The following is a 6,047-nucleotide window of genomic DNA, read 5'->3' as shown; positions in this document are numbered from 1 at the left end:
TTCCAAACTTTCCCCAACATTTTTTTTGAATTAATTGGTCAACCTGAAACTGATGCTAACAGTTATCAATTCACCTCTATTGAACTGAAACAACAAGCGTTTCGCCTCGATGGGGTATTTTTACCGTTAACCGATAACCCCAACCAATCAATTTACTTTCTGGAAGTGCAGTTTCAGAAAGACGAAGCTTTCTATCAACGTGTCTTTGCAGAAATATTTCTTTATTTATTTCAATATCAACCGATAAACGACTGGCGTGCAGTTGTGATATTTCCCAGGCGGAGTTTGGAACCAAATGAACCTAGACCGTATCGTTTGTTACTGAATAGTCCTTTAGTACAACGTGTATATTTAAATGAATTAGGGGAAGTTGCAGAGACTTCCATTGGTGTTGGGATTGTGCAGCTAATTGTGGAAAGCGAAAATACAGCATCCATAAAAGCTAGACAGCTAATTGAGCAAGCCAAATACCAGTTTACAGATGCACTTACCCAGCAAGAAATTATAGAATTTATAGAGACTGTAGTTATTTACAAATTTCCTAGACTTAGCCGCGAGGAAGTAGAAGCTATGTTAGGTTTGGATGCCATCAGAAATACAAGGGTTTTTCAAGAAGCTAGAGAAGAAGGTAAGCTTGAAGGTAAACTTGAAGCGATTCCTGAGTTTTTAAAGTTGGGGTTGAGTCTGGAACAAATCGCTAAGGCTTTGAAATTAGAAATTGATGTGGTACGACAAGCCGCAGAAAAACAATCTTCTTAAAACAGGAATTGACAAATTGACCAGATTTAGCCGCGAGGATGTGGAAACTATGTCTTGGTCACACCTGATCAGACACACAAGATTTTATCAAGAAGCTTTTGAAGAAGGTAAGTTAGAAGCGATTCCTCGCTTGTTAAAATTGGGGTTGAATGTGGAACAAATCGCTGAGGCTTTGGAATTAGAAATTGATGTGGTACGACAAGCCGCAGAAAAAGGACTTCTAAAACAAGAAACATCACATCGTACTTGAAGCAGGGGGAGAAGAATCTCAGGGCTTTGTTGCATAGAAAAATTGGCATAATTTATTTTTTGGAGTTCCCTAAGATTGCAAAACTCCTCCCTACAACGAACGCACTGTGCTAAACAATACTCAAAGCCATCAGATTTTCTGCCATTTCAAAGTTAGATGTGACATTTTGCACATCATCTAAGCCTTCTAGAGTATCAATTAATTTAAACAGCGATCGCGCCTGTTCTGGATCTGTAACTTCTACACTATTACTAGGAATCCAGCGCAATTCTGCATCAGTTACTTGCAAGCCTTTATCTTTGAGGGTTTGGTTGAGGTTTTCTAAATTTGCTACGTCAGTAAACACCTCAGCTATCTCATCTTCAGTCATTTCGTAAGATTCAGCGCCGCCTTCTAAAGATGCTTCTAAAATTTGCTCTTCATCAACCACACCCTCGACAACACACACACCCTTTTGTGCAAACATCCAGCTAACGCAACCTGTTTCACCGAGATTACCACCATTTTTACTAAATGCTACACGCAAGTCAGCAGCAGTGCGATTGCGATTATCTGTGAGGGCTTCAATTAAAATCGCTACACCACCGGGGCCATAACCTTCGTAGCGAATGGCTTCAAAATTGGCACTATCGCTAAAAGTACCTGCACCTTTAGCGATCGCTCGTTCAATATTATCATTGGGGATACCCGCAGCCTTGGCTTTATCAATTGCGGTACGCAGTTGAAAATTGCCTGCTGGATCTGGTATACCACTTCTAGCAGCAACAATAATCGCCCGTGACAACTGAGTAAAGGTTTTGCTTTTTTTTGCATCTACTACCGCTTTCTGGCGCTTAATATTTGCCCATTTACTATGTCCTGCCATAATCTCACATTTTTAACGCTCTATTCCCAGATTAGGATATACATAGCTGTTGGTGACATGCTCTCGGTAAAATTGGGAATAGGGCATTGGGCATTGGGAATTGGGAATTGGGAATTGGGGAAGAATTAATTTGATAAACTAAATACCGTCGTCAGATAGTAGGCATAATCAAACATAAAATACAATATTCACCATTCTCTTTTCCCCATGCCCCATGCCCCATGCCCCATTCGCAAATTGATTAATTTTATTCATCGCTGTTTTGTGCGGCTTTTTTTCGCGCCCCACAATTCCAGAAGAACAAGAAAGAAAGTAAAACACTACTTTAGCGGTTGCTTACTGTTAATGCTGCTGGGCATATTAACTTTTGGTGGATGTAATGCTAATCAATCTAAAGTAAATAAAAGTCCAGTAATTCATCTAACTCTATGGCAAGGAGTAAATCCACCACCAAATCGGGATGTGTTACAAAAACTGGTGGATAAATTTAATCGCACCCACCCAGATATTGAGGTAGAGTCCCTCTATGTTGGGCAACAAGATCAGCAAATGCCCAAAATTTTGGCAGCAGTGGTAGGAGATGCACCACCGGATATATTGTGGTATAACCCGACGATCACAGGGCAATTGATAGAACTTGATGCTTTGATTACTTTAGATGAAATGCTGGAAAATTCTCCAGTTAAAGCCGAAATTGACCCTACTTTGTATGCATCGATGGAATACAAAGGCAAGATTTGGTCAGTACCTTTTGCAACAAATAACGTCGGTATTTTTTACCGTCCGAGTTTGTTCAAAGCAGCCGGAATTACTGAATTACCCAGGACTTGGCAAGAGTTCCAAGAAGTTGCAAAGAAATTAACTAAGGATAGTAATGGCGATAAACAAATAGATCAATATGGTATGTTTCTGCCTTTGGGGAAGGGAGAATTTACTGTGTTTACTTGGTTGCCATTTATGTGGAGTAGCAACGGCGAGTTAATTAGTGGAGATTCACAAAATCCAGCTGGAGTGATCCTCAAAGATAACCAAGGAGCGATCGCAGCTTTGCAATACTGGTATAACTTAATTCAAGACGGTTCTGCTATGTTATCCGGCCCAGAACGGGGTTATGAAACAGAAGCATTTCTAAATGGTAGAGTTGCGATGCAACTAAACGGCCCTTGGACATTAGGAGAATTACAAGCTACTGGCGTAGATTTTGGTGTTTTTCCGATTCCTATTAACAAACGTCCGGCTACTGTTATCGGTGGTGAAAATCTCTTTTTATTCAAAACCACACCAGAACGTCAACAAGCCGCTTTCAAATTTGCCGAATATGCCATGAGTGAAGAATTTCAAACAGAATTAGCAATCTCGACTGGCTACTTACCCATCAACTTAAAATCTCGCCAAAGTGCAAAATATCAAGAATTTGTGCAAAAACTACCACAAGTTAAAGTTTTTTTAGACCAAGCAAAATATGGGCGATCGCGTCCCATCTTTCCTGGTTATAATCGCATATCAGACAGTTTAGGTAGAGCAATAGAATCTGTCTTATTAGGTAAAAATTCCCCAATAGAAGCCCTTACAACCGCCCAAAAACGCTTAGATATAATCTTCAAATAATCCTTTGTGCAGCAGTCGCTATAACGGGGGTAACCCCCGCAACGCGCTGCCTTGCCTTTGCGCCTTTGCGTGAGCCTTTAATTATACATTCAGCAAAGCCTACTTTTGAAACTCACTTAACAACCAACTCCCAACTTGGCTTTGATTCATTTGACGACTTTGCCGCAAAGCTTCATCGAGTAAAGAAATCGCTAATCCAGGCAACACCAGAGATTGATTAATCCTGCGACTACCACCATTTTCTACAGCAAAAGCGATAACTTGCACATTTTGAACATCGACAATCCAATATTCAGCCACACCTAAATCTTCATACAAAAGTCGCTTTTCACCCTTATCATCAGCAAGTGAACTATTAGCAATTTCAATTACTAAACTTGGCGGTGGATAGATATCTAAATTAATAATAGAAGTTCCATAAGGAATAACATCAGCATTTTCGCCAATGTAGTAAGACACATCAGGTTGAGCTTCTCGAACTCCTGCTTTCCTGTAGTTACAGTTAGTTAAGCCTTTTATGAGGATGCCCTTAATTGTACAAAAAAGGTTAACAGCAAAAGCAATAATTGTGTTGTCGCAGGCGTGGTCGTGACCAACTGGTGGCATTTCAATTCTCATCTGTTTATTGTGGTAGTAACCCTTAGCTTTTTCATATGCAGGATTTTCAATTACTTGGATATATTCATCCCAAGTAACTGCTACCCAGGTATCCGTTGGTAGTTGTGTTTGTATTTCGCTCATAATGCTGAAGTGAAACTTTAACAATAATCTTATCAAGTTTCATTTGACTTGTTCATTTGACCCGAATAGCGATCGCACTTTCTGTTGTCAGTCGCCTGAAGTCAAAAGTTTTGTTTGATACAGGATTATTGACATTAGCTTTAAGGCAGAGAGATTCTAAAACTTGGTTTAATAAGCAAAGTTGACGTGAAAAATACTAGTACTCTGGCCAGTCATCTTTGCTGGGAATAGGTAAATGTCAGAAATAGAAAAAACCCTTTCTCCACTACCTACTCCCCGCCTTCACCCGTTAAAATTGGGTTGCCAAACCACTAGTTGTTTCAAACACTTGGGGAAACCCCAATATCGTATTGCTTCACCGCTACGCGTCTACGTTAGAAAAATTGACTTTAACAAAGAGTCTTTACTCTAACTGAACCGTATTGGTCTCTTAGCAATAAATAGTCACATCTTCATTACACTTCTCTGCTAAATAAGTTAAAGCTTTGAAACGTAGTTCGACTAACTGTTCATAAAAAGGATTTAGCTTACACAGAGGGGGAATATAAATAATAGTTCGATGGCAGAATTTAATTTCTCGTTCAAAAGGACAACTTGCTGGGATAATCGTGCAGAGCCATCGCGCTAATCGGTAATTTTCGATTTTTAAAGATTCCAGCCATTGACGGATAGGCTGTAGTAAAATATTGACAAAAGAAATGGGAGTTAATGTATTGGTAGTCATGATATTGTTAGGAAATGAATTTCAGGAGAGGTTAGCAAAATTTTTTTAATTAACAGATTGTCAGATTGAGAAATATCTGAGATGATTACTTTTCTTGCATTTTCATGAATTAGGATTTTTCCTTCAGAAGTAGCACTAAAATCTTGACCAGGAATAAATCCTTCTTTAATCAGTTTTTGGACAACGAATTTAGTCACTTCTTGGAGGAGATGAGTGTATGTATCCCAATGAGATAAATTATCTAAAACCCAATGGAATGTATCGACATCTGTAATAGATAACTCAAAGATAGCTGCTATCAAACAAGATTCTATATATTCTGGTTTCAGATGAGCATGTAGCTGTTTTATCCAAGATTCTGCAACATTTTTATCGTGAAATTTGAGGATATATGTAAATCTTTTCAGGTCAGAATAAAATCTTTCTAAATCTTCCACTTGATATTCACCACTTACGTTAAATAGCAACTATTAAATCAATTACTTGATTAATAACTGAGCTAGCCAAATTCCCTTTTTATTAATGAAAAGAAAGTAGGGTAGAGGTGAGTTTGTACTCTACCCCAGGCAAAGGTGTTATCGATTAGGTATTTTCCTAGTTGCTTTTAACTGTAAAACTGAAAAATGCAGAAATTGTGGAGATGAGAAAAAGTTAGAAAAATTTTTTAAGTCTACCAATTTAGGGCTGCTGCAATTTGTGTTGGTAATTTCATGGCTTTGAAAGGCTTGGTGATAATTGCTTGCACTCCTAGTTCAGCAAAGCGCCGTTGTTCAGCGGCTTGTGCCTTTGCGGTCAGCAAAATAACGGGAATGGATTTTGTGGCAGGATTCGCTTGTAATGCATGAAAAGTAGCGATTCCATCCATATCAGGCATCATGACATCTAGAAGGATAACATCTGGTTGTTCAGCGATCGCCTTAGCCACTCCCTCACTACCTGAAGCCGCCGTTGAGACTTGCCAAGCACCCACTGCTTTCAAGGAGAGTTCAGCCACGGCTCGAATATCATATTCATCATCGACGATGAGAATGCGTTTCTGAGTCATATCTACAAATAGGGAATAGGGAATAGGCTTGAAAGTTGTTTGGTATCTGTATTTT

General features: G+C 39.1%; 8 protein-coding genes. 3 read left to right on the top strand and 5 right to left on the bottom strand.

Going from position 1 to position 6,047, the window contains the following annotated elements; all coding sequences use genetic code 11:
- The coding region (locus I8748_RS12320; protein WP_214662531.1) for an Rpn family recombination-promoting nuclease/putative transposase at nt 1–759 on the top strand (759 nt) is incomplete at its 5' end.
- A 16-nt stretch (nt 760–775) separates the two neighbouring features.
- Nucleotides 776–1,009 (top strand): Rpn family recombination-promoting nuclease/putative transposase, encoded by a 234-nt coding sequence (locus I8748_RS12315; RefSeq protein WP_198124870.1) that lies wholly within the window; start codon nt 776–778, stop codon nt 1,007–1,009.
- A 109-nt stretch (nt 1,010–1,118) separates the two neighbouring features.
- Here the strand turns inward: I8748_RS12315 and I8748_RS12310 are convergent, their stop codons facing one another.
- A complete protein-coding gene (locus tag I8748_RS12310; protein ID WP_198124869.1) occupies nt 1,119–1,874 on the bottom strand; it encodes a YebC/PmpR family DNA-binding transcriptional regulator in 756 nt (251 codons plus the stop codon).
- A gap of 345 nt (nt 1,875–2,219) precedes the next feature.
- Between I8748_RS12310 and I8748_RS12305 the strand changes: the two genes are divergently transcribed.
- Nucleotides 2,220–3,482 (top strand): ABC transporter substrate-binding protein, encoded by a 1,263-nt coding sequence (locus I8748_RS12305; protein WP_225896392.1) that lies wholly within the window; start codon nt 2,220–2,222, stop codon nt 3,480–3,482.
- A 99-nt stretch (nt 3,483–3,581) separates the two neighbouring features.
- On the opposite strand, the gene I8748_RS12300 is transcribed toward I8748_RS12305, so the two are convergent.
- From I8748_RS12300 to I8748_RS12285, 4 genes are all read right to left on the bottom strand, one after another.
- Nucleotides 3,582–4,223 (bottom strand): Uma2 family endonuclease, encoded by a 642-nt coding sequence (locus I8748_RS12300; protein WP_198124867.1) that lies wholly within the window; start codon nt 4,221–4,223, stop codon nt 3,582–3,584.
- Nucleotides 4,224–4,653: 430 nt separating this feature from the next.
- Nucleotides 4,654–4,947, bottom strand: coding sequence for a Mo-dependent nitrogenase C-terminal domain-containing protein (locus I8748_RS12295; protein ID WP_198124866.1), 294 nt, complete (start codon nt 4,945–4,947; stop codon nt 4,654–4,656).
- The gene (locus tag I8748_RS12290; protein ID WP_214662530.1) at nt 4,944–5,414 is read right to left on the bottom strand and encodes a hypothetical protein; all 471 of its coding nucleotides are present in this window, start codon (nt 5,412–5,414) and stop codon (nt 4,944–4,946) included. Before I8748_RS12290 ends, I8748_RS12295 begins: the two co-directional genes overlap by 4 nt.
- Before the next feature lie 203 nt (nt 5,415–5,617).
- Nucleotides 5,618–5,992, bottom strand: a complete 375-nt coding sequence (locus I8748_RS12285; protein ID WP_198124925.1) for a response regulator — start codon at nt 5,990–5,992, stop codon at nt 5,618–5,620.
- Nucleotides 5,993–6,047: the final 55 nt, after the last annotated feature.

It is taken from the genome of Amazonocrinis nigriterrae CENA67, assembly GCF_016056305.1.
Lineage (GTDB): Bacteria > Cyanobacteriota > Cyanobacteriia > Cyanobacteriales > Nostocaceae > Amazonocrinis > Amazonocrinis nigriterrae.
The sequence above is the reverse complement of the archived record's forward strand: the minus strand, read 5'-3'. Positions and strand labels throughout refer to the sequence as shown.